We start from the raw sequence: 204 nt of genomic DNA on the forward strand, positions 1-204 counted from the left end.
ACGGCCCTGGTCAAGGCGGCGGATTTCGGCAGGGCGAAGCGGGCGGCCGCGGGCTTTTTCGCAGGCGCGGGCGGGGCGGGGGGCTTGGGGGCGGGCTTGGCCATCGGGTCTTCAGCGGGTCTTTACGCGAGCGGGCGGGCAGGGGACTTGGGATCAATCAACGCTTCCGGGAGAAGCGCGGGAAAAACCCTCCCCCCTCTGCGG

The sequence above is a fragment of the Methylobacterium platani genome, from assembly GCF_001653715.1.
Classification (GTDB): domain Bacteria; phylum Pseudomonadota; class Alphaproteobacteria; order Rhizobiales; family Beijerinckiaceae; genus Methylobacterium; species Methylobacterium platani.